Source organism: Rothia uropygioeca, assembly GCF_004136585.1.
Lineage (GTDB): Bacteria > Actinomycetota > Actinomycetes > Actinomycetales > Micrococcaceae > Rothia.
On sequence record NZ_NOIR01000005.1, the window covers coordinates 160,854 to 182,034 of the forward strand.

21 protein-coding genes are annotated in these 21,181 nt (G+C 61.3%); 12 read left to right on the top strand and 9 right to left on the bottom strand.

Annotated features, from left to right (window positions below; translation table 11 throughout):
• The first annotated feature begins 131 nt into the window (after nucleotides 1–131).
• From EWR20_RS12315 to EWR20_RS12330, 4 genes are all read left to right on the top strand, one after another.
• Entirely contained in the window at nucleotides 132–878 is a 747-nt protein-coding gene (locus EWR20_RS12315) for an MIP/aquaporin family protein (RefSeq protein WP_129361038.1), read from the top strand.
• A gap of 96 nt (nucleotides 879–974) precedes the next feature.
• Nucleotides 975–2,504: a glycerol kinase GlpK gene (gene glpK, locus EWR20_RS12320; protein ID WP_129361039.1), complete on the top strand. Its 1,530-nt coding sequence runs from the start codon at nucleotides 975–977 to the stop codon at nucleotides 2,502–2,504.
• A gap of 301 nt (nucleotides 2,505–2,805) precedes the next feature.
• Nucleotides 2,806–3,534, top strand: coding sequence for an alpha-ketoglutarate-dependent dioxygenase AlkB (locus EWR20_RS12325; RefSeq protein ID WP_129360981.1), 729 nt, complete (start codon nucleotides 2,806–2,808; stop codon nucleotides 3,532–3,534).
• On the top strand, nucleotides 3,531–4,256 hold the full coding sequence (locus EWR20_RS12330) for a DNA-3-methyladenine glycosylase I (protein WP_129360982.1): 726 nt from the start codon (nucleotides 3,531–3,533) through the stop codon (nucleotides 4,254–4,256). The genes EWR20_RS12325 and EWR20_RS12330 overlap by 4 nt, the downstream gene beginning before the upstream one ends.
• A gap of 92 nt (nucleotides 4,257–4,348) precedes the next feature.
• Here the strand turns inward: EWR20_RS12330 and EWR20_RS12725 are convergent, their stop codons facing one another.
• Nucleotides 4,349–4,516 carry a hypothetical protein gene (locus EWR20_RS12725; RefSeq protein WP_165001044.1) on the bottom strand — a complete coding sequence of 56 codons (168 nt, stop codon included), beginning with the start codon at nucleotides 4,514–4,516 and terminating at the stop codon, nucleotides 4,349–4,351.
• 388 nt (nucleotides 4,517–4,904) lie between these two features.
• Between EWR20_RS12725 and EWR20_RS12335 the strand changes: the two genes are divergently transcribed.
• Nucleotides 4,905–5,276 (top strand): HAD hydrolase-like protein, encoded by a 372-nt coding sequence (locus tag EWR20_RS12335; RefSeq protein WP_129360983.1) that lies wholly within the window; start codon nucleotides 4,905–4,907, stop codon nucleotides 5,274–5,276.
• A gap of 220 nt (nucleotides 5,277–5,496) precedes the next feature.
• Here EWR20_RS12335 and EWR20_RS12340 read toward each other — a convergent pair whose 3' ends face one another.
• The 3 genes from EWR20_RS12340 to EWR20_RS12350 form a co-directional block, all read right to left on the bottom strand.
• Nucleotides 5,497–6,822 (bottom strand): MFS transporter, encoded by a 1,326-nt coding sequence (locus tag EWR20_RS12340; protein WP_129360984.1) that lies wholly within the window; start codon nucleotides 6,820–6,822, stop codon nucleotides 5,497–5,499.
• Nucleotides 6,823–6,999: 177 nt separating this feature from the next.
• Nucleotides 7,000–7,479, bottom strand: a complete 480-nt coding sequence (locus EWR20_RS12345) for a MarR family winged helix-turn-helix transcriptional regulator (RefSeq protein ID WP_129360985.1) — start codon at nucleotides 7,477–7,479, stop codon at nucleotides 7,000–7,002.
• Between the two features lie 36 nt (nucleotides 7,480–7,515).
• Entirely contained in the window at nucleotides 7,516–8,415 is a 900-nt protein-coding gene (locus EWR20_RS12350; protein WP_129360986.1) for an alpha/beta hydrolase family protein, read from the bottom strand.
• Nucleotides 8,416–8,559: 144 nt separating this feature from the next.
• On the opposite strand from EWR20_RS12350, the gene EWR20_RS12355 reads away from it, so the two are divergent.
• On the top strand, nucleotides 8,560–9,414 hold the full coding sequence (locus tag EWR20_RS12355) for a PhzF family phenazine biosynthesis protein (protein ID WP_202864809.1): 855 nt from the start codon (nucleotides 8,560–8,562) through the stop codon (nucleotides 9,412–9,414).
• Between the two features lie 91 nt (nucleotides 9,415–9,505).
• Here the strand turns inward: EWR20_RS12355 and EWR20_RS12360 are convergent, their stop codons facing one another.
• On the bottom strand, nucleotides 9,506–10,522 hold the full coding sequence (locus EWR20_RS12360) for an NADP-dependent oxidoreductase (protein WP_129360987.1): 1,017 nt from the start codon (nucleotides 10,520–10,522) through the stop codon (nucleotides 9,506–9,508).
• Nucleotides 10,523–10,601: 79 nt separating this feature from the next.
• Here EWR20_RS12360 and EWR20_RS12365 point away from each other — a divergent pair, with 79 nt between their 5' ends.
• Nucleotides 10,602–12,290, top strand: coding sequence for an ABC-ATPase domain-containing protein (locus EWR20_RS12365; protein WP_129360988.1), 1,689 nt, complete (start codon nucleotides 10,602–10,604; stop codon nucleotides 12,288–12,290).
• Between the two features lie 84 nt (nucleotides 12,291–12,374).
• Nucleotides 12,375–12,560: a PspC domain-containing protein gene (locus EWR20_RS12370; RefSeq protein ID WP_129360989.1), complete on the top strand. Its 186-nt coding sequence runs from the start codon at nucleotides 12,375–12,377 to the stop codon at nucleotides 12,558–12,560.
• Here the strand turns inward: EWR20_RS12370 and EWR20_RS12375 are convergent.
• The gene (locus tag EWR20_RS12375; RefSeq protein ID WP_129360990.1) at nucleotides 12,557–14,086 is read right to left on the bottom strand and encodes a bifunctional NAD(P)/FAD-dependent oxidoreductase/class I SAM-dependent methyltransferase; all 1,530 of its coding nucleotides are present in this window, start codon (nucleotides 14,084–14,086) and stop codon (nucleotides 12,557–12,559) included. The genes EWR20_RS12370 and EWR20_RS12375 overlap by 4 nt on opposite strands.
• Before the next feature lie 66 nt (nucleotides 14,087–14,152).
• Between EWR20_RS12375 and EWR20_RS12380 the strand changes: the two genes are divergently transcribed.
• Entirely contained in the window at nucleotides 14,153–14,734 is a 582-nt protein-coding gene (locus tag EWR20_RS12380; protein WP_371811890.1) for a helix-turn-helix domain-containing protein, read from the top strand.
• Complete coding sequence (locus EWR20_RS12385; RefSeq protein ID WP_129360991.1) at nucleotides 14,727–15,731, top strand: arsenic resistance protein; 1,005 nt, start codon at nucleotides 14,727–14,729, stop codon at nucleotides 15,729–15,731. Before EWR20_RS12380 ends, EWR20_RS12385 begins: the two co-directional genes overlap by 8 nt.
• On the opposite strand, the gene EWR20_RS12390 is transcribed toward EWR20_RS12385, so the two are convergent.
• Nucleotides 15,728–17,059 (bottom strand): MFS transporter, encoded by a 1,332-nt coding sequence (locus tag EWR20_RS12390; RefSeq protein WP_371811891.1) that lies wholly within the window; start codon nucleotides 17,057–17,059, stop codon nucleotides 15,728–15,730. The two genes, EWR20_RS12385 and EWR20_RS12390, sit on opposite strands and share 4 nt — an antisense overlap.
• A gap of 280 nt (nucleotides 17,060–17,339) precedes the next feature.
• Between EWR20_RS12390 and EWR20_RS12395 the strand changes: the two genes are divergently transcribed.
• Nucleotides 17,340–17,891, top strand: a complete 552-nt coding sequence (locus EWR20_RS12395; RefSeq protein WP_129360993.1) for an RNA polymerase sigma factor — start codon at nucleotides 17,340–17,342, stop codon at nucleotides 17,889–17,891.
• A 17-nt stretch (nucleotides 17,892–17,908) separates the two neighbouring features.
• On the top strand, nucleotides 17,909–18,514 hold the full coding sequence (locus EWR20_RS12400) for a methylated-DNA--[protein]-cysteine S-methyltransferase (protein ID WP_129360994.1): 606 nt from the start codon (nucleotides 17,909–17,911) through the stop codon (nucleotides 18,512–18,514).
• Between the two features lie 101 nt (nucleotides 18,515–18,615).
• Here the strand turns inward: EWR20_RS12400 and EWR20_RS12405 are convergent, their stop codons facing one another.
• A complete protein-coding gene (locus tag EWR20_RS12405) occupies nucleotides 18,616–19,122 on the bottom strand; it encodes an SRPBCC family protein (RefSeq protein WP_129360995.1) in 507 nt (168 codons plus the stop codon).
• A 62-nt stretch (nucleotides 19,123–19,184) separates the two neighbouring features.
• Nucleotides 19,185–21,053, bottom strand: a complete 1,869-nt coding sequence (recQ, locus tag EWR20_RS12410; RefSeq protein WP_129360996.1) for a DNA helicase RecQ — start codon at nucleotides 21,051–21,053, stop codon at nucleotides 19,185–19,187.
• Nucleotides 21,054–21,181 lie beyond the last annotated feature (128 nt).

A 21,181-nucleotide genomic window follows, 5' to 3' on the forward strand; every position in this document is an offset into this window, starting at 1 on the left:
ATCGACCCGCTGGCTGAACACCGGCGATTGAGAACAATAAGGCACGACGAAGTGCCGGAAAGTGAGCGGTAATGACCGGATCATTACTCGCCGACGGATCCACCGGGATTCTCGGTATCGCACCTCAGCTCATGGATAATGGCGTTCCCACGACACTCGGAATGTTCACGTCCGAGTTCATAGGAACGCTGATCCTCGTGCTCCTCGGTTGCGGCGTCGTCGCCGGCCAGGTCCTTCCGCGAACAAAGAACAACGCAGGCGGCTGGCTCATGGTTGCATTCGGCTGGGGACTTGGCGTCTACGCCGGCGTCTACGCCGCATATGCGACGGGCGGGCATCTGAACCCCGTGGTGACATTATCCTTCTGGGCCGCCCACAAAGACTTGGCAGATGGTATCCCGGCGACCGCGGGCAACGTGTTCGTCTACATCGTCGCTCAACTCCTGGGTGCCATCATCGGCGCGATCATCGTCTATCTGACCCACAAGAAGCACTTCGACTTGGAATCCCCCGCAGCCAACAAGCTCGGCGTCTTCTCGACCGGTCCGGAGATCCGCTCTTATGGCTGGAACTTCCTGACGGAGGTCGTCGCGACCTTCGTGCTGATCGCCTTCATTCTTTTCTCCGACAAAACTCCGAGCGAGATGGGTCCACTTCCGGTCGCGCTCGTGGTTTTGGCCATCGGCATCTCCCTCGGCGGCCCGACAGGTTACGCCATCAACCCCGCTCGTGACCTCGGTCCCCGCATCGCCCACGCTATTCTGCCCATCCGAGGCAAAGGACCGTCCGATTGGGCATATTCTTGGGTACCCGTGCTGGGTCCGATCGTCGGCGGCCTCGTCGCTGCCCTCGTTGTCCCCCTCCTCGTGGCTCTCTAGAAGATTGGGCCGCAAAGAGGCGGCCCCTCAGGAAAGGCAAGCGAAATGACCGACCAGAAAGACGGAAACAGGAACGACGCGCTGTTCTCCAAAACTATGAATACTGACAAAAAATACATTCTCGCCATCGACCAGGGCACCACGAGTTCCCGGGCCATCGTCTTCGACAAAAAGGGCCAGATCATCACGGTCGGCCAGTATGAACACGAGCAGATTTTCCCCAGAGCCGGTTGGGTCGAACACGATCCGCTGGAGATCTGGCGCAACGTCCGGAGATCCGTTGCGGATTGCTTCTCCGACGTCGAAATCAACCACCACGATGTCGCTGCGGTAGGCATCACCAACCAGCGCGAGACCGCCGTGGTCTGGGACAAGAACACCGGAGAACCGGTCTACAACGCGATTGTCTGGCAGGACACCCGTACCCAGAAGATCTGTGACGAATTGGCCGGGGACGAAGGCTACGACAAGTACCACGACCGCGTGGGCCTTTCGCTGAACACCTATTTCGCTGGTCCCAAGGTCAAGTGGATCCTGGACAACGTAGAAGGTGCGCGCGAGCGCGCCGAGAAGGGCGATCTGCTGTTCGGCACAACCGACTCGTGGGTCCTGTGGAACCTCACCGGCGGCACCGAGGGCGGTGTTCACATCACGGACGTGACCAACGCGTCCCGTACGATGCTCATGAATATCCGGACCCTCGAGTGGGAAGAAGACATCGCCAAGGACTTCGGCATTCCGATGTCGATGCTCCCGGAGATCAAGTCCTCGGCTGAGGTCTATGGTCGGGGTCGAGCGCGTGGATTCCTGCGCGGGACTCCCATCGCTGGCATCCTCGGCGACCAGCAGGCGGCAACCTTTGGGCAGGCTTGCTTCAAGGAAGGCCAGTCCAAGAACACCTACGGCACCGGCAACTTCATGTTGATGAACACCGGCGAGGAGCCCGTTTTCTCGGAGAACGGTCTCCTGACCACGGTTGCGTACAAGATCGGCGACGAGAAGCCCGTGTACGCGCTCGAGGGTTCTATCGCCGTTTCGGGGTCGTTGATCCAGTGGTTGCGTGACAACCTCGAGCTCATCGACAACGCCGCAGATTCTGAGGCGCTCGCGACGTCGGTCGAGGATTCGGGCGGGACGTACTTTGTCCCGGCCTTCTCCGGGTTGTTTGCGCCGTATTGGCGTCCGGATGCCCGTGGTGTTCTGGTCGGCATGACGCGCTACGTCAAAAAAGCACACATTGTGCGTGCGGCCCTCGAGGCGACTGCTTTCCAGACTCGCGAGGTTATTGACGCGATGAACGCCGATTCCGGTGTGGACCTGACGGAGTTGCGCGTGGATGGTGGCATGACAGCCAACCAATTCCTGATGCAGTTCCAGGCGGATCTGCTGCGGGTTCCCGTAATCCGGCCGAAGGTTGTTGAGACCACGGCCTTGGGTGCTGCGTACGCCGCCGGCATTGCCGTCGGGTTCTGGGACGGCGAAGAAGACGTCGTCGAGAACTGGCAGGAAGACAAGCGCTGGACTCCCCAGATGGACAATGAGGAGGTCGAACGCCAATACCGGCTTTGGAAGAAGGCCGTTACCCGTTCCTTCGACTGGGTCGACGAGGACACATCCACCGAGTAATCGTCCTCCACGAAGAACCCCGGGCAACCCGGTCCCTCACTCTGATGAGGTGATCGGGGCCCGGGGTTTTTGCGTCGCCGGGTATCGTGTCTCGGCACGGCCCGGGGCGCGTCGGCAAGCCGCGCGAAAAGGAGTTCACTCGGCAGATAATGGCGGAATCATCTCGGCTCGACGCGGGAACAGGTTTCGGCCCCGGCAGGTTGTACGACTCAGGCACATAGACGGTAATTCGTTGTGGGTACACAGGTCGGACAGGTCGGACAGGGCCGGCCTCGGGATATTCGACCGAAAGGAGATCACAATGGCTGAGGACGAGACGGGGCTCTTCTCCGACGACGCCTTCCAGCGGCAGCCGCGGGAAATCGTTGCGGGTGTCGTCCACGTTCCAGGTTGGCTGAGCGCCTACCAGCAACGGTGGATCGCTGGTCAATGGGAACAGTGGGGACGTGGACCGATCCCTCCGCATTCGCCTCTGATCAATGGCCACCCCATGTCGGTCAGACTGACGACTTTGGGATGGCATTGGGAAGCCGGTCGCCTGACCAGGCGGGCCAGAGAATTCGGCGACGCCGCTCCCCTGCCGATACCGGATTGGCTGATTCGCCTCGGCCGCAAGGCCGTAGAAGATGCTTTCTCACCACTGACCGCACAGAGCTGGCCCGGCCTGGGGCAGCAGGAACTCAAGGCGTGGGCAGATTCCTATGAGCCCGACGTGGCCCTCATCAATTATTACGAGCCCAGCGCCAAAATGGGCATGCATCAGGATAAGGATGAGCGTTCCTCCGAGCCCGTTGTCAGCGTGAGTGTTGGGGATACTGCACTTTTTCGCGTGGGAAATCCACGGACCAAGAGCAAGCCATACCAGGACATCCGATTGGCCTCCGGAGACCTGGTAGTTTTCGGTGGACCGAGCCGTTTCATGTTCCACGGCGTGCCCAAGATCCTGCCGAATACAGCGCCGAAGGGATGCCCCGTGGAGACGGGCCGGTTCAACATGACTTTGAGAATGACTGGATGGGACGACCGATGACTCAAATTCACCCCGCGCCGGAAGGCACCGCTTCAGATGCGGTCCTTCAGGAGGCACTCCCGCGCACGGAATGGGCCAACGGCAGCGCCATGATGCGCGACTACTACGACCACGAGTGGGGCTTGCCCGTGATCTCGGAGGCGGGCCTCTACGAGAGAGTGTGTCTGGAAGGTTTCCAGGCCGGTCTGTCATGGGCCACGATCCTCGCGCGCCGAGATGCTTTCAGGAGGGCCTTCGCGGCCTTCGACCCGGAAGCCGTCGCCGAGTTCTCGGACGACGACGTCGAGCGACTCGTCGAGGACGCCAGCATCATCCGCAGCCGACCAAAGATTCTCGCGGCGATCGGCAATGCGCGGGCAACTCTTGAGCTCCGGGGCGCGCCGGACGCGGATCCGTTGACCCGCGGTTTCATTCTGCCGTTGTGGGGCGGAGGAGAACTGGAGATCGCCGATGGCCTTCCGGCCCTGATTTGGTCTCACGCGCCCAAAGTCACCCCTTTGCCAGAGAGCATCGCGGAGGTTCCTACGCAGTCGACCGAGTCGCAGGCCTTGTCCAAGGACCTCAAGGAACGAGGCTTTCGCTTCGTCGGTCCGACAACCGCCTATGCCCTCATGGAAGCGGTGGGAATCGTGGATACCCATTGGGTTGGGAGCCACAAACGCGGCGCCTCCCGGATATATTCACCCGAGGGACAACGCCGAGAGTTCGAGCCCCTCATCTGAGGCATTCCGGGGTCCCTCGCCGGATCGGGCCGCGAGGTCACCGCGTCGCGGGCCGTGTGTTCCAAGATCGGAGCAGGAACAGGACAGCGAGATCACGGTCGGCGGTATGCGCCGCGCACCAAAGAAGGTATGGATACCCAACCGACCACAATCGGGGCGACGAACCCCGCAGTGCCGAAGGCGACAGGAACCGACACCGCGGTGTTGTCGTCCAGCTCCGGGATCGCGTCAATGACCAGAACAGGGCCCCAGAGGAGCACCGCGTACCGGGTGGTTTAAGCATGAAGTAGACGAGTCCCAGACGGAGAACCATAGGATCGTGAGGCACCGAGGCCCAAAGGTCGCTGAGCCTGATTCTGGGAGCCGTCGTTGTGGAACGCACCGGGGGCGGATTGATTTGGCCCCTGCCGCGCTGCGCGCGCCCTGCTCGTACGGCTCCTGGCAGGAGGGGCCCTCGTCGTCGGTCTCAGGGAAACCCACATCCCGCGGGCTGTTGCGCTGCACAAGAAGAAAAGCCGGAAAGGCCACCGTCACGACCACTGCGCCGACGAGAAACGTCCAGCGCCAGGAGTCGAATACCGAGAAGGCGACCCACCCCATGACCGGTACTGCTACGAGGCCGCCGAATGGTCATATGCCGTACGTCGGATGTCGTACAGAGCAGCACCGGGAACGACGTTCAGCAGAAGGGCAGCCACGGGGGCGCTGATCCGAGGGCGATGGACTCTTGGGCGCGGTCGATCACGACGTCAGGGCAAACGTCTTATGGTTGTGACCGCCGCGAGCCGCGACGTCGTCGTTCCGGCCCTCGGACAGGCCGATTTGCTCACAGAATTGGACGGGGTCGTAGCACTCGAGGATGTCGAGGCACCCCAGCCGCACCCCGAGGCTTATCTCACCGCTCTTGAACAGCTGCGCCTGCCCCCCGTCGCAAGCAGTCGCATTCGAGGATTCGCGGACTGGCATCACCGCCGCGCGGGACGCGGGAATAACGCCGACCGCCGTCATCGGCAGCCTTGAAGAGAAGGTACTGCGCGAATTAACCGAATACACGACTCAGGCACTCGTGCCGGAGCTTCTGGGGCGATCGAAAGATAGCCGGGGGCCAACAATAGCCCCCGGCTTCGTGCGTTGATTCGCGGCCAGAATCTGCCTATTGCGATTCTTGAAGGCCGGTCTTCGGCCAGCACCCCGGTTCACCGTCGAACATGACCCACGGGGGCCGGCCGCTGCGCCGCACCTAGTCGGTACCCCGCGTGATGGCCTCGGCCTCGGCTTCCGCGGTCTCATGGGGTCGGGAGACCTGTGCCAAGCGGTGTCCGCCGAACACCAGCACGATGATCGACACGACGAGGGTCACCACAGCCATCCAGTACGGGGCGCCCGCACCGACCGCGTCGGCCACCGGGCCCGCGATGGCCGGGGCGATCGCGCCACCGATGAAACGAACACCGGAGTAGGTCGATGATGCGATCGAACGCGGAAGGCTCGTAGCCTCCATGACGGTCTCAGTCAGGGCAGTGTTCATAACGCCCTGGAAGAGGCCCGCGATCACGATGAAGACGATCAGTCCGACGACGGATTCATGCCAGATGGCCGCGCACGCCATCGTGATCGCCAAAAGTCCGAGCATGCTGTACAGAACCGGACGAAGCCCGAACCGACGAGTCAGCATGGGTGCCAAGAACACCGATGCGATCGCAAGGGCGACGCCCCAGCCAAAGAAGACGAAGCCCAGCTCGTGAGCGCCGAATTCGGTACCGTTCTTGGCCGCGGCGGCCTCCAACGGGTACGGGCTGTACGCGAGAAGGACGAAGAAGGCGAAATTGTAGAAGAGAGCCGTAAATGCCAGAACCCGGAGGGCCGGGTCCTTGAGGGCTTTGAAGCCGGCGGTGAACGCGTGCTTCTCAACCGGCTGAGCAGAATCCTTCTTCGGGTTGCGGAGCAAGGAGACGATGGCGATGAAACCGACGGCCATGAGCGCGGCGGTACCGAAGAACGGCCCGCGCCAAGACACGGAACCGAGCAGCCCGCCGACCAGCGGCCCGATGGCCATACCGATCCCCAATGCCGCCTCGTAGAGCATCACGGCCTGGCCGCTGCCGCCGGCCGCTGCACCGACGATCGCGGACAGTGCCGTTGAAATGAAGAGGGCATTGCCGAGTCCCCAACCAGCTCGGAACCCGATGATTTCCCCGACGCTGCCCGATGCGCCAGCGAACGCGGCGAAAGCGATGATCAGGACCAGCCCGACGAGCAAAGTCGTCTTTATACCGATACGGCTGGATACCCAACCGGTGAAGAACATCGCGATGCCGGTGATGAAGAGATAGCTCGTGAAGAGCAACATCGTCTGACCGGCCGTAGCGTTGAGTTCGCTACTGATGGCCGGCAGAATCGGGTCGACCAGTCCGATGCCCATGAAAGAAACCATGCACGCGAACGCAATGGCCCAAACCGCGATGGGCTGACGCAGAATCGACTGTTTTTTCTGAGGTGAAGAATCAGGAGAGCTTTCCCTGCTCTCCACCACGGGATGAGTTCCGGTGGGTGTACTTGTGCTCATGCGGTGCTAATGCCTCCAATAGGTGCGGCGTCCTCTGAACGAACCACACATTGCTTCACTATATATCTGGGTAAAAACATGGGCGCCAGGCACAAACGGGATGAAACGTCGCTTATCTGGCGCCAATCCGAGCGAGGCGGATGAGGTAGACGCATCCTCCGGCGCTCATACCTGCTTCTACAAGTCGTCAAGATCCTTGTTGATGGACCCCAGGATCTCCGAAGCCCGCCACAAGATCTTCCGCTCTTCGCTGGTCAGCCGCGCAACCGCGGGCTGAATTCGCTGTGTCGCCTTCTTGCGGAAGTCATTGAGTTCTTTCTTCCCCGATGGGGTAATTTCAATGAGCTGAGCCCGACCGTCGTACGGGTCCGCCTGACGCTTCACGAGCCCTTCGACTTCCAGGCGTTTTAGCACGCCGGTCATCGTGGGCTGCGTAATGTGCTCCGCCGAGGCGAGATCGCCGATCCTCATGGGACCCACCAAACTGAGGTTGGAAAGGGTCCGGAGAACGATCGTCGATCGCTCCCTGCCACTGTGGCGGGACGCGGCACGAACAAATCGGCTGGCCACCACGATCAATTCCGTGGCGTGCCGAGATTCGGCAGAGGAGAGAGCCCCTTGTGCCGAAGAGCTGTTTTTCAGGTGCGAGTCTGACATAGCCCCAGTGTACCTCAAAGTATATAGCTTTGCTATTTATCTGCGTGGCGGCCCTTCGTTTTTCGCAAGATGCGGCGCAATGACGGTCTTCCAGATGGCAGCGCTTGCCGCTCTGAAAGGACCCATGTGCCCAATCGAGTCAACCCCGAGGTCTCGGGGCGAGTACCGAAAATGCAGCCTTCGGGCCCCCGAGTAGAACGAGAGCAACATGCGCAACGCCGACTTGGACATCACCACATCGTCCGTGAAGGAGATTGCCGTGATCGGCGACTCGACGGCCGCGTACTCCGGTGCCAACCAAGGACGCTCCCCCAGGATATAACGCGGATAAGCCACCCATCGCGTCCATTGGCTCATGACTCCGGAAGGAAGGTTGCCGAAGAACCTCAGTTTTCGGCCCGGATAATAGCCGCAGATTTTTTGTGCCACAGGGCCGACAAGGAAGAACATTGCCATGCCCGGCACAGCGGTCTGCCATGGCGACTTCCAACCCGACCCGACGCCACTGGCCACAAAAATACTTTTTGTTACGCCCCGATCACCCGCCAGCCCCAGGAGTTGCCCACCCAGGCTGTGCCCGATCCAGGTCACGGGCAAGGTGGGTCCCTGCTCCCCGATCCAGTCGATGACGGTGCGGGCGTCGTCGGCCCAGTTCAGGATGTTCACGTCCGAATCCTTGAGGCTGCCGACCAACGATTCACCGAACCCCGAGTAGTCGAAGGAAACCGCGACAAGTCCTTGGTCAGCCAGCCAGCGAGCAAACCCGTTGTAGTGCCTCGCCCGGGTTGCGATCGCGGGAACAATGAGAGCCACTCCCTGAGCCGTTTCCCAGTCACCCCAGGACGTCACCGAAATGGGCAGCCCCTGAACGCTTCGAAGCTCGACGGCCTGAGGCACGATCTTACGATCGGACTTGTTTGCCGTTTCCGGAAACATCGTGACGCCTCCCGCCCTGTCGATACGTGTTCGACAATTAGTCTTGCCGGGGTGAGTTTCAGCTCACCATCACGTTTACGGTACCGCGCGTACCGGATACTTACCACTCCGGGGTCCGTAACGGGTTCCGCAGGAGAAATGGGGATGTCCATGTTCTTGCCGTTCCACCAGGTCGACGTTTTTGCGCCCGGGCCGCTGCCGGGTAACCCACTCGCGGTCGTTCACGACGCCGACGCCCTTAGCGATCGGCAGATGCAGGCCTTCGCGAATTGGACCAATCTGTCCGAGACCACGTTCCTCCTGGCCCCTACCTCCGGCGAGGCCGATTACCGTCTCCGCATATTCACGCCGACCCGTGAGCTTCCTTTCGCGGGGCACCCGACCTTGGGATCGGCTCATGCTTGGCTCGAGGCCGGAGGGCGTCCGGCTCACCGTGAGACCATCACCCAGGAATCCGCGTCGGGGCTGGTCGCGCTCCGGCGGTCTGCGGACAGGATCTCATTCGCCGCCCCGCCCCTCGTACGTGACGAGCAAGCAGATGAGAAGACCCTTTGTTCCATCACCGAACTTCTCGGCGCGGACGCGTCAAGGATCGAGGCCGCCCGTTGGATCGACAACGGCCCTGGTTGGGTCGGCATCGTGTTCAAGTCCGCTGATGACGTGCTCGGCCTGAAACCCCAAATGGCCGAGATTGCCAAGAGTGGGTTCAAGATCGGTGTCGCCGGATTTTTCGACCACTCTGGTGCCCCCGCAGACCTGGAAGTCCGCGCTTTCGGGTCGGGCGATGGAAGCAGCGAGGATCCCGTGACGGGGAGCCTCAACGCAGGCTTTGCACAATGGCTGATTCGAGACGGGCGAGCCCCTCGGAGCTATGTCGCCCGTCAAGGAACCGTATTGGGTCGCGGTGGCATGATCCACGTTGAGAAGAAGGGCGAAGACGTGTGGATCGGCGGAGCGACCCGAACCATCATCTCCGGCACAATGAGGCCGCTGGCCTGAAGCCTCAACGAACCTGGTCGGCTCATTCCGCATACGCAGAAGGCCCTGGCCCACCGACACGGCGGAGCCAGGGCCCTTGACGCTGAGGACATTACTCCTCGATACGAACGACCATCTTGCCCTTGTTGGCGCCTTCCATCATGGAGATGAATGCGTCGGTAGCGTTGTCCAGGCCGTCGACGACAGTCTCGTCGTACTGGACTTTCCCGTCCTGAAGCCAGTTGCTCATCTTCTCCTGGAACTCACCCGCATACTCCATGTAGTCGCCCACGATGAATCCCTTGAAAGCCAGCGACTGCTTGACGAAATTCGCCATATTGTCCGGTCCCGGGGTCGCTTCCGTCGCGTTGTACTGGCTGATGGCCCCGCACAGCGCCGCGCGGCCGTAACGGTTGAGAACGTCGATCGCCGCCTCCAAGTGGTCGCCGCCCACGTTGTCGAAATATACGTCGATTCCGTCCGGAGCCGCTTTCGGGAGCTGTTCGCGAATCGGAGCGGCCTTGTAGTTGAGGGCGACGTCGTAGCCGTACTTCTTCTCCAACAGTTCGGTTTTCTCGTCGCTTCCGGCGGAACCGATGACCTTCGAAGCTCCCAGTAACCGCGCAATCTGCCCGACGGCAGAACCCACAGCTCCTGCGGCACCCGAGACGAAAACGACGTCACCTTCCTTGAACTTCGCGACCTGAGTCAGACCGACATAGGCCGTCAGACCCGTCAATCCCAACATGCCAAGGTACAAAGACGCGGGCACACCGGGGGTCTCTGAGACCCGGTTGAACTGATCGGCGGAGGCCTGGGCGACGTCGCGCCAGCCGAACTGGTGAAGCACCAGGGATCCTTCGGGCAGATCGTCGCTGCGGGACTCTACGACCTTTCCCACGGCGCCACCCGTCATGGTCTCCCCTACTTCGAAAGGCGCGACGTAGCTCTTGCCTGCCGACATGCGGCCCCGCATGTAAGGATCCACTGACATGAACTGGTTCTTGACTCGCACCTCACCATCGGAGAGGTCCGGAAGGTCAACCGTCACGGTGGAGAAATTCTCCTCCGTGGGCCACCCCTCGGGCCGCGACGCGAGCTGAATTTGCTTGCTGACTTGAGTAGTCATGGTTGCTTTTTCCTCTCCACGGGATTCGGAACCGACTATACTTCCAGACACTGATGTCCCCGACCCGAATAAGCTCTCAATGAACCCCACCAAACAGGACCTCAGGTCTACCCTTCAGCGACTGGACGGCAACGGATACGGTGCCTACAAACGCATCAAAGGCACCTATGATTTCGGAGCATTCGACCTCGTCGTGGATCACGTTCAATCCGATCCGTACGCGCCACCGAGCGCCGTCCGGGCGGTTCTACCTCTTGAAGGGACCTCCATGTCAGGGCGACTGGAGGGAAAGCCCGAACAGCGCATCGCTGCCGCGGATTTCGTGGCACGCAATCTGAGCAAGGCCCTTTGCGGCTGCGCGTATCGAGGAATCAACATCACCAAGCCCGGCCAGGAGGTTCTCGAACGAACGAGTGTCGTGGTGGGGCGCGAAGAGATTCAGGTTCGCCTGAACATCGCGTTACCGGCCGGAGGGCGCCGGATCAAGGGGCGGGCCGCTGCGCATCTGCTAGCCGATGATCTTCCGGAGCTCCTTCAGAATTCCGCACTTCTGGACGGGCTGGACGTCGATGCGCTGGAAGAGCACATCAAGTTGTACCTCGACCAGCTGGCCATTCAGTCCGAGTTGCGCGAGCGCGATCTGGTTTCCTTCGTGGGGGAAGGCGCTGTGCTGCCCCGGGCGTCGGGCGATTCCGACCTGCCGTTGCGCGACGCCGTTCGGTTCCGTTCCCCCGAAGGACTGCGTCAGGAGTTCTACCTACCGAGCGGCCGCACCGTGACAGGCATGGGCGTACCGCGAGGCATCACCGTGATCGTGGGCGGTGGGTACCACGGCAAATCGACTCTCCTGCGCGCGATGGAACGCGGCGTGTACCCTCACGTCGCCGGGGACGGCCGGGAATGGGTCCTGACCGTTCCGGACGCGATGAGTATCCGTGCCGAGGACGGTCGCGCCGTCACGGGGGTGGATATTTCCCCGTTCATATCCAATTTGCCGTCGGGAACCGACACCTCGCGGTTCACGACCACGAATGCATCGGGTTCGACGTCGCAGGCGGCGAATCTCGCCGAGTCCTTGGAGATCGGCACGTCCTTGTTGCTCATCGACGAAGACACCTCGGCCACCAACTTCATGATCCGGGATCCGGCGATGCGTGAACTGATTCCTGCGGGATCCGAACCGATCACCCCGTTCGTCGAACGCGTCCGGCCGCTCCTGGCGGAGCGCGATACCTCGACGATTTTGGTTGCCGGCGGCACAGGTGCTTTTTTCGGCGTCGCGGATCACGTGATCGCCATGGACGCGTATGTTCCGTCGGACGTCACGGACAAAGCGCACAGGATCGCCTCGGATTTCACGCCAGACAACGATGAGGATCACGCGCCGCAGCGAGGGGTTTTCGCTCGCTCTGCGGGCCGCGTACCTGCCTCCGGAACACTCAACCCTGCGGACAAGAAGAAAAGTGCACGAGGTCGGGGACTTGGTTCGATCCAGCTGGGTCGTGAGGACATCGATGTCGCCTACCTCGGGCAGCTGGTCGATCCGTCGCAGACCAATGCGATCGCACAGTGCATCGAGTCAGTGTCCCGAGAGCTCGACGGAACCCTCGAGATGAACCAGGTGGTCGAACGTATTTGGCGCCGTCTTCGCGAGCGCGGGCTGGACGTTCTGACAGGAAAGGACCGACCGCGCGGCGACCTGGCGATGCCTCGTCCGCAGGAGATACACGGCGCGATCAGCCGGTATCGCAAGCTCAAATTGCAGTGAACACACCGGTCCGACCGAGCTCTACCGGGAAAGGTAGTGCCTGCCCCACTGTGCGGAGTGCGCTGTCTTTTTTACCGTAGAGGCATGGCACTTAAGAGATCACGCAATCACAAAATCATCGCGGGCGTCTGCGGAGGAATTGCCGAGGCACTCGATTGGAGTCCCAGTTGGGTACGTTTCCTCTTCCTCCTGTCCTTCCTCATTCCGGGGCCGCAGGCGATCTTCTACCTGGTCGCTTGGATCATCATTCCGAAGGATGACAGGATCTAGGCCTTCTTCCGCAACAGCAGGACCGAATCCTCCAGGATGGCCGGATTGCCCTCGGGGTCCTTGACCTCGCGTTTCCGCGTCTCCTGGAGGTCGGTCTCCCATTCCTGGCCCAGCGCCAAAGCGCGGACGTCTTCCGCGGGATCCGGGAAATCATGCTGCTGATGGCCGGTGGCCCACGGCGGCGGGGCCGCGTGCGAAATGATGCACATCCGGCCGCCCGGCGCGACGAGTTCGCTGGCCTTCCGAAGAATCGCGATGCGGTCAAGTTCCACCGGCGACTGCAAAAAGCTGCCCGTGACCAGATCGAACTCCTCCTCGGGGTTCCACTGCGAAAGGTCTTCGGCGAGGAAGGTCGCGTGGTCCTGCAGGCCGGCGGCCAGGGCCGCATCTTGAGCGCGACGTACGGCCGTATCGGAAATGTCGATGCCGGTCGCGTGCCAGCCCTGCTCAGCCAGCCACAGCACGTCGGCTCCTTCCCCACACCCCAGATCCACGGCGCGGCCGGGCGGGAGGCCCCCAACGGCGTCGACGAGTGTCGCATTGGGGTTCCCGGACCAGATCTTGTCCTCGGACGAGTATCGGTTCTCCCAGAATTTCTTTGGTTGGGCAAGAAGCGCGTCATCGAAGTCCTGGCCGACCAAGTACATATTGACCATGCCACCGGTCAGCGCGCCTGCGCCCATGCAGCCCGGAACGGTCAGGGCTGGGCTCACGACGTTTCCGATAGCCCACATCCCCGGCAGGCTCGTGGCCCCGAACTGATCGACGGTCAGGAAAGAACCCATAGGCCCCTCCGAACGGTCGAGTCCGAGCGGCGCCAGGAAATCGTCGTGGGGGTCCATTTTTCCTCCCGCGAACAGAGCGTCGATGAGGTGGACGCCTTGATCGGTGCGAACCTCGGAAATGCTCTGCCCTGGGCCGTCGATTCCGAGAACCGGGTCCTCGATCAGGCTGATTCCTCGTGATTCCAGACGAATCCGAGTCGCCGCATCGATCTCCGAGATTCCTGCGCTGAATACGGTGAGGTCCTCCGACCACTGCCGCACCAGCTCAGCTCGGTGCAGATCCATGGGGCTCATCGCGAGCAGGCCGAGCCGGCGATCACCGAATTCCCAGCCGTGGCAATAGGGACAGTGGAGGACGCTGACACCCCACCGCTCGGCAAGTCCCGGGATTTCCGGGAGAACGTCCGTCACTCCGGTGGCCACGATGACGCCACGGGCCGTGCGCTGCGCCCCTTCGGCGTCGGTCACTAGGTAACCGCGCTGCATTTCTTCGACCTGTGTCACTCGGGCGTCCTCGAATACGACGCCGTAGCCTGCCGCTTCTGATCTACCCTCACGGATGAGATCGGCCGGGTCTTTTCCTTCGTGCCCGAGTACTCCGTGCATGTGTGCCGCGAATCGGCTGCGCGGCAGCGCGTCGTCGATAACGAGAGTACGGCGGCGTGCTCTCCCCAGCATGAGCGCTGCACTCAGGCCCGCCGTTCCTCCACCGACAATGATGACATCCCAATTATTTTCCATGTCATAGACGCTAGATCCTCAGCATTAATTATGGCAAACTAATTTGCAGAAATGGCAAGGAGGGGCATGGTGAACGAACAATTGTCGCAGGTCGGTCCTCGTTTGCGGGCAGCGCGCCAGCGGCTGAACTGGACTTTGGAAGAGCTGGCCGAGCGAGCGGGCATGTCGGTGAGTACTCTTTCCCGGCTGGAATCGGGAAAGCGTCAATCTAGTCTGGAACTGTTGTTGCCGCTCACACGGCAGCTCGGCATCAGCATCGACGAGCTCGTGAGGGAGCGTGCACCGGATCCGCGGGTTCGTCGGCAGGCCTACCGGCGAAACGGCATCCTGATCGTGCCCCTTGCCCCGGAGTCCTCCCCCGTTCACACCTATAAAATGACATACCCTCCGCGCAAGAAGGCGCCCGAGCAAGGGGTTCACCCCGGTTTCGAATGGCTGTACGTGGTCTCCGGCAAGATCCAATTGCTTCTCGGCGATGAAGAGTTGGTCCTCGCTTCGGGGGAGGCCGCCGAATTCGACACAACGATCCCGCACAGCGTCTCTGCGGCCGGCTCCCGGCCAGCCGAGGTCATCAGCATTTTCAACCGCGAAGGGGCCAAATTCCACACTCACGGCGCGGAGCAGGCTGACGAAAGCGACCATGAATAGAGCTCATCCTCTCAGGGGCTCACTGGAGAGGAACCAGGTCTGGGTATACCTTCTCAGCGCGGCCGCAGGCTTGGGAATCGGCAGTGCCCTGCCGAGTGGTGCGGCGGTCACGGAGGCGCTCGTATGGCCGGCGCTGGCGCTCTTGATGTACGCGACGTTTACTCAGGTGCCGCTCGCGGCGATACCCAAAACGTTTCGGAACCGCGGGTTCCTGATTGCGTCGTTGATCGGGAATTTTCTGGTAATACCGCTCGTGGCGTGGGGCCTCGTGCAGTGGGCCCCGGACTCCCCGGCGATTCGCCTGGGTATCCTCATGACTCTGGTCGCCCCATGCACGGACTGGTTCATCACTTTCACGCATTTGGGGCGGGGCGACACGGCGAAGGCAACGGCACTGGCGCCGCTGAATATGGTGGTCCAGTTGGTGCTTCTGCCGGTATATCTGCGAGTCTTCGCGGATCACACATTCGGCGCCTCGGTGGGTGCGCGCCACATGGTGCCAGCAGCGGCGCTGATCCTTGTCCCGCTCGCTTTGGCGGCAACCACGGACTCCTGGCTCACGCGCCACCGACGTCATGGCCTTGCGGCGAATGGATCCTCACGTTGGGTCGAGATTCTCGGCTGGTTCCCCGTACCTACTCTGGGGCTGGTGATTCTCCTGGTCATGACGTCTCATGCGGGTGCCGTCGTACGTTCCCTTGAGCTATTGCCGCGAGTCGGCGGGATATATGTCCTGTACTTGGCTATCGCACTCGCTCTCGCCAAGTGCATGTCGGTGCTCTTCAAACTGCCGAAGGAGCCCGCGCGAACGTTGGCTTTCACCTACGGCACGCGGAACTCCTTCGTGGTTCTGCCACTCGCGCTGGCCCTACCCTCCGGCTGGGAGCTGACGGCTGTCGTCGTGATCATGCAGTCCATGATCGAGCTGCTGGGAATGATCGGCTATCTCTGGTTGGTGCCGAGGGGCATGTTCCCCGACCGTCAATTGCGGGCCTAACGTGCGGCGTCCGAGAGCGGTTGGAAGACCGGGACCTTTCCCGTTTCAGGCACCTCGGTCCCGCGCAAGGAAGCTCCCTTAGTCTCCTTCATGAACAGCGTCGCGATCAAACCGATGAGGCAGGCTCCCATCATGTAGAACGCCGGGACAAGGTCATTGCCCGTTGCACCGATCAAAGCCTCGTTGACCATGGGTGATGTGCCACCGAAGATCATCGTGGACACGTTGTACGAGATCGCGAATCCCGCGTAGCGGACCGGCGCCGGGAACATGGCCGGGAAAGTCGCGGAGATCGTACTCAGCTGCGGGATGTACAACAGACCCAGGACGGCGAATCCGAGCAGAGCAAACCAGAAGCCCTTGGCCATCAGCATGTACATCGGAACCGAAAGAACGAAGAGAGCGATCATCGAGGTGAACCACATGGGTTTTCTGCCCACTTTGTCGGACAGCGCACCGCCCAGAGGCATCACCAGCATCATCGCGAACTGGGCTATGAACATGACCGTGAGCGTTGTGGAGCTTTCCATTCCCACTGTGCTCTCGAGATACGTCGGCATGTACGTCAGCAACGTGTAGTTGACGACGTTCACCGCGACCACGAGACCGAACACGATGGCCATTTGGCCGAAGTGGTTCGCAAAGAGATCTCGGATACCGCCGCCGACGCTGCTCTCTCGTTGGGTGTCTTCGAGTTCCTCGAAGATCGGAGACTCCGAGAGTTTGGACCGCAGGTACCACCCAATCAGACCGAGCGGACCGGCGACGAGAAACGGAATGCGCCAACCCCAAGCCATCATGGCTTCGTTGCCAAGAGTCAGCTCGCCGATCAGGACGATCAGGGAACCGAACGCGAAACCGGCGAGAGTGCCGAATTCGAGAAAGCTTCCGTAGAAGCCGCGGCGTTTGTCCGGGGCGTACTCGGCCATGAAGGTTGCGGCGCCGCCGTATTCACCGCCGGATGAGAAGCCCTGCACCACACGGAGGAACGCCAGCAGGATTGGGGCAAATACGCCGATGGTGTTGACGTCAGGTAGCACGCCGATGAAGAACGTCGCGCCGGCCATGAGCACGATCGTGATGGCCAGAACGCCCTTGCGTCCGAGCTTGTCACCGATCGGGCCCCACACCATGCCGCCGATGGGACGCATGATGAAGGACAATGCCAGAAGCGAAAGCGTCCACAGTTGCCCGTTGTCCCCGGGGAAGAAGTGTTGACTCAGGTAAGCCGTCGATACCGCGTAGAGCCCGTAGTCGAACCACTCCGTGGCATTCCCGATCGCGGATGCACCCACCGCTTTGCGAACAGTCTTCAGGTCCGGCTCCACGGGCGCAGGAGCAGTCGAAGGATCACTGACGCTAGTACGGCTTGCGTGAATATGATTCGTCGGTTCATGTGCCATTTTTGTCCGATGCTTTGTCATAGAGCATTTCCGCTCTCGGGCGGCTTTCAATGTCCCTGTAGACGGTAGATTGGGGGGTTGTGACAGTCAACACGAAAAAGCGCCAGAAAGCTCGGGATTCGGCGGTATATATGGGAAGCAGGCTGATCAAAATTTTTTTCGCATTCAGCCTCACTTCCAACCGATGAGACGCGACTACTGAGTGATGAAACAAAAAACACCGTTCGAAGCGATTGTCCAGCGGCACGGCCCTACCGTGTGGCGGATGTGTCGAGCCGTCCTCGGCGCCGGGCCCGACGCGGAAGATGCTTGGGCGGAGACTTTTGTGGCGGTCCTCGAGGGATGGGACGCTCTTGCAGAGGACACCAACGTTGAGGCTTGGCTCGTTCGGGTCGCGCAGCGCAAGTCGATCGACGTTCTCCGGTCGGCCGCGCGTCGCGCCGAACCTATGGCCAGCACCCCAGAAGCGACCAGTCCACACAATACTGCGGTCGGACCCGAGACGGCCCCAGACCCCGCCGATCTTGCGTTGGCCAGGGAGCGCAACGCCATGGTGTGGAAGGCCGTGGACGACCTGCCGGAGCGCCAGCGACTCGCGGTGGCCTATCACCACCTCGGTGGGCTGCCCCACGATGAGGTCGCACGTGTCATCGGCGGGACACCGGAGGCAGTGCGCAGAGCGTCATCGGACGGGATACGAAAACTTCGGCTCAGGATATTGAGCAGAGACGGGGATGGCCCTGTTCCCCAGGAATAACGTGCGGGAGGCACACCATGAAATCGACAGAGATACCGAACCGCGAATACTTTCCGGTCAGCAGAAAGAAGATGACGGAATTGCACCGGCGCTTTGAGCAAAAGGCATCAGAAAATGAGGCCCGGGACATTTCCTACCGAACGCTGGACACGCCCTTGGGGAAGCTGATGCTCGCCTCGACAAATACTGGGTTGATACGCATAGCTTTTGAGCGTGAGGATTTCGATGCCGTTCTCCAACAGCTCGCCGACAGCATCAGCCCCAGGATTATCGAATCCCCCGACGAGTTGGACACCGCTGCGCGGGAACTCGAAGAATACTTCTCGGGGCACCGCACGAGCTTCGGACTGCCGCTGGATCGGCGTCTTTCCCGAGGTTTCCGCGGTTCTGTCCAGGAATATCTGCCGAAGATCGGATTCGGGCAGACCGTCAGTTACAAGGAATTGGCGGAACAGGTCGGTAATCCCCATGCGGTCCGAGCGGTGGGGTCGGCCTGCGCGACCAACCCGTTGCCCGTCGTCGTGCCGTGCCACCGGGTTCTCCGCACGGACGGTTCCCTGGGTGGTTACGTCGGCGGGCTTGACGCGAAGGCGGCCTTGCTGGAACTAGAGGCAACCGTGTAGGCACCTCATCGCGCTGACTTGCAAAAATGGCCACGATTCGGCCCTAAGCCGGCAACGCTGAGGGCTTCCGGCCGCCTGAGAGCCGCGGACGGAAGCGCGGGTTAGGCGAATCGTTGTTGGAGGTTTCCAACGGTCACAGCGATCTTCTCCGGGTCGACGACAGGGAAGCCCTTGTCTTCGAGAACCTTGGGGTCGGTGATATCCGACCAGTCGCAGTAATTGGTAACCCGCGTGCCGCGATCGGCGTTCTCGAAGCGCCACCCCCAGCGCCAGCCCTGAGGCTCATTGCCGTAGTCGGCGACCAGCCATTCAATGCCGTCGTCGCCAATGCGCGTTACCGTGTTTTCGACCTGGTACTGGGTCGTGCCATCGGTCCAGAGCATATCCATCACGAAGAGCTGTCCCTCTGCCTCCAGCGGCCCCTGTGTGGCATTGCCAGATGAACCGTGGTCGTGACTGGCTGCTCGGATCATGCCGGAACCGTCCAGTGCGGCTTGGTTTTGCGGGTCGCGGAGGAATTCGTAGAGTTCGTGCGACGAGGCGCTAACGATCGCGATAGCGGCGACGGACTTCTCGTGGGTCTGGGTCTGTACTTGTGATTCGCTCATGTGTTCATCGTCGCAGTCGGGGCATCGCCAGTCCAGGGCTGGAGCAGCGGACCAGCCACCGGTCAGGCGTTGCGAACTACGGTGAGGACCGCGTCACCGTAGCGTTCCAGCTTCTTCTCACCGATCCCGCTCACTCCGCGAAGCTCACCTTGGGACTGCGGCGAGAGCCGAGCAATTTCAATCAGCGTGGCGTCCGGGAAGATCACGTAGGCAGGTACTTGCTGTTCCTTGGACTGGTCCGTTCTCCAAGAGCGCAGTGCTTCGAAAGTCGCGCGCTGGAGGTCGTCGAGCTCGGTCACAGCGAGAGAAGCTCCTCGAGTCTTCTTTCCGGACGAGCGGCGGCTTGACGTGCTTTCGGGCGCCGAACGCAGAGTCACCGTGTCCTCGCCGCGAAGAATCGGTCCGGAAGCGGGGGCCAGTACCAGCGTGCCGTACTCCCCCGTCGTCGTGATGATTCCACGGGCCAACAGCTGTCGTACGACCGTGCGCCACGCCGATTCGCTCATGTCCGACCCAATACCCCATACGGACAATTCATCGTGTCGGGAGCGGGTGGATCTCTCGTTTTCCTTTCCGCGCAGAATGTCGATGATCTGTCCCGCGCCGAACCGTTGGTCGCGTTCCCGGTCAAGACGTACCACCGTGGAAAGAAGCTTTTGCACGGGTACGGTCGCGTCCCAGGAAGCCGGCGGGTTGAGACAGGTGTCGCAGTTAGCGCAGGCTTCGGAGTCCTGACCGAAGTAGCGCAGGATCTGAACGCGGCGGCAATCCGTGGTCTCGCAGAGAGCAAGCATCGCGTCCAGGTGACCACGCTGGATCCTGCGGAACTCGTCGCTTCCTTCCGAATCGTCGATCATCCGGCGCAGTTGAACGACGTCCTGAAGGCCATAGGCCAACCACGCCGTTGCCGGGAGACCGTCTCGACCCGCTCGACCGGTTTCTTGGTAGTAGCCTTCGACCGATTTGGGCAGGTCGAGGTGGGCGACGAAGCGCACGTCGGGCTTGTCGATGCCCATACCGAAAGCGATCGTTGCGACCACCACCACGCTGTCCTCCCGGAGAAAGCGGCGTTGCCCCTGGGCGCGTTCCGACTCGCTGAGCCCGGCATGGTAAGCAACCGCATCGACACCTTGATCCCGCAACCACTTGGCTGTTTGCTCGACACGTTTGCGAGATAGGCAATAGACAATGCCTGCATCGCCGTCATGCTCTGCACGGATCATGTCCAGAAGCTGTTGGCGGGCGTTGTTTTTCTCCGTGATCCGATACTGAATATTCGGCCGGTCGAAACTGGACACGAAATGCCGAGCGTCATTGAGGTTGAGGTTCTGGGTCAGCTCGCGGTGTGTTGATTCAGTGGCTGTCGCGGTGAGGGCGATCCGAGGGACTTCGGGAAATCTCTCGGCCAAAATGCTGAGACCGAGGTAATCCTTGCGGAAATCGTGGCCCCACTGGGAAACACAATGAGCCTCGTCGATGGCGAAGAGCCCGACGTCGACGCGGCCGAGGAGGCCCAGCGTCCGAGGTTGAAGCAATCGTTCCGGAGCCATGTAGACGAGGTCGTATTCTCCGTTGACCAAGCCGTTTTCGACGGTTTTGGCTTCTTCCGGACCCAGGGTCGAGTTCAGGTATGCGGCTTGGACGCCAACCGCGGCCAGTGCGTCGACTTGGTCCTGCATCAACGCGATCAGAGGTGAAACCACAATTCCGGTGCCTTGACGAACGATTGCGGGGATCTGATAGCACAACGACTTCCCGCCGCCGGTGGGCATCAGGACGACGGCATCGCCGCCGCTCGTCACGTGCTCGATGATCGCCGCCTGATTCCCTCGGAATTCGTCGTATCCGAAGGTTTTCCGAAGGATGTCGAGCGGTGTGGGAAGAGTTGTATCGACGGTTTGTGTCTGACAGTTCTGGGGCGCGGAAGTCACAGTTCCACGATATCGGTTCGGTCTATGGTGATGACCTTTGTCCACAGAATTGGAAAAACCATCGGCAACCGTAGCCCGAAGGGTCGATATGTCGTCGAGACCCTATCGACCGGGTACGTCCTGCTCGT

Coding starts and splice junctions, on each gene's coding strand:
- EWR20_RS12375 (WP_129360990.1), bottom strand. CDS start 14,086: ATGGAAAATAATTGGGATGTCATCATTGTCGGTGGAGGAACGGCGGGC.
- EWR20_RS12400 (WP_129360994.1), top strand. CDS start 17,909: ATGAAATCGACAGAGATACCGAACCGCGAATACTTTCCGGTCAGCAGA.
- EWR20_RS12360 (WP_129360987.1), bottom strand. CDS start 10,522: ATGACTACTCAAGTCAGCAAGCAAATTCAGCTCGCGTCGCGGCCCGAG.
- EWR20_RS12405 (WP_129360995.1), bottom strand. CDS start 19,122: ATGAGCGAATCACAAGTACAGACCCAGACCCACGAGAAGTCCGTCGCC.
- EWR20_RS12395 (WP_129360993.1), top strand. CDS start 17,340: ATGAAACAAAAAACACCGTTCGAAGCGATTGTCCAGCGGCACGGCCCT.
- EWR20_RS12315 (WP_129361038.1), top strand. CDS start 132: ATGGATAATGGCGTTCCCACGACACTCGGAATGTTCACGTCCGAGTTC.
- EWR20_RS12325 (WP_129360981.1), top strand. CDS start 2,806: ATGGCTGAGGACGAGACGGGGCTCTTCTCCGACGACGCCTTCCAGCGG.
- EWR20_RS12385 (WP_129360991.1), top strand. CDS start 14,727: ATGAATAGAGCTCATCCTCTCAGGGGCTCACTGGAGAGGAACCAGGTC.
- EWR20_RS12340 (WP_129360984.1), bottom strand. CDS start 6,822: ATGAGCACAAGTACACCCACCGGAACTCATCCCGTGGTGGAGAGCAGG.
- EWR20_RS12380 (WP_371811890.1), top strand. CDS start 14,153: ATGGTGAACGAACAATTGTCGCAGGTCGGTCCTCGTTTGCGGGCAGCG.
- EWR20_RS12330 (WP_129360982.1), top strand. CDS start 3,531: ATGACTCAAATTCACCCCGCGCCGGAAGGCACCGCTTCAGATGCGGTC.
- EWR20_RS12370 (WP_129360989.1), top strand. CDS start 12,375: ATGGCACTTAAGAGATCACGCAATCACAAAATCATCGCGGGCGTCTGC.
- EWR20_RS12365 (WP_129360988.1), top strand. CDS start 10,602: ATGAACCCCACCAAACAGGACCTCAGGTCTACCCTTCAGCGACTGGAC.
- EWR20_RS12350 (WP_129360986.1), bottom strand. CDS start 8,415: ATGTTTCCGGAAACGGCAAACAAGTCCGATCGTAAGATCGTGCCTCAG.
- EWR20_RS12355 (WP_202864809.1), top strand. CDS start 8,560: ATGTCCATGTTCTTGCCGTTCCACCAGGTCGACGTTTTTGCGCCCGGG.
- EWR20_RS12345 (WP_129360985.1), bottom strand. CDS start 7,479: ATGTCAGACTCGCACCTGAAAAACAGCTCTTCGGCACAAGGGGCTCTC.
- EWR20_RS12335 (WP_129360983.1), top strand. CDS start 4,905: ATGTCGTACAGAGCAGCACCGGGAACGACGTTCAGCAGAAGGGCAGCC.
- glpK (WP_129361039.1), top strand. CDS start 975: ATGAATACTGACAAAAAATACATTCTCGCCATCGACCAGGGCACCACG.